A 224-nucleotide genomic window follows, 5' to 3' on the forward strand; every position below is an offset into this window, starting at 1 on the left:
CATTGGTGCTATTCCTGTTCCAGTGGCTAACATAACAATGTTTGCGTCCTCTTCATCAGGAAGAAGCATTTCTTTACCAACAGGGCCTGTTATTTTTACTTTAGCTCCAGGCTTAATATCACATAAGTAAGTAGAGCAAACACCATTTATAGTTTCACCATCTTTTTCATACTGAAGTTGTCTTACACAAAGAGAAACTGTATTTCCATTAAAGTCGTCACCGT

At 37.5% G+C, this 224-nt stretch carries 1 pseudogene; it reads right to left on the reverse strand.

The features are described from left to right. Positions 1-224: pseudogene (locus AMO19_RS01445) on the reverse strand (ferredoxin-NADP reductase); the annotation flags it as partial.

It is taken from the genome of Prochlorococcus marinus (assembly GCF_001180245.1).
Lineage (GTDB): Bacteria > Cyanobacteriota > Cyanobacteriia > PCC-6307 > Cyanobiaceae > Prochlorococcus_A > Prochlorococcus_A marinus_F.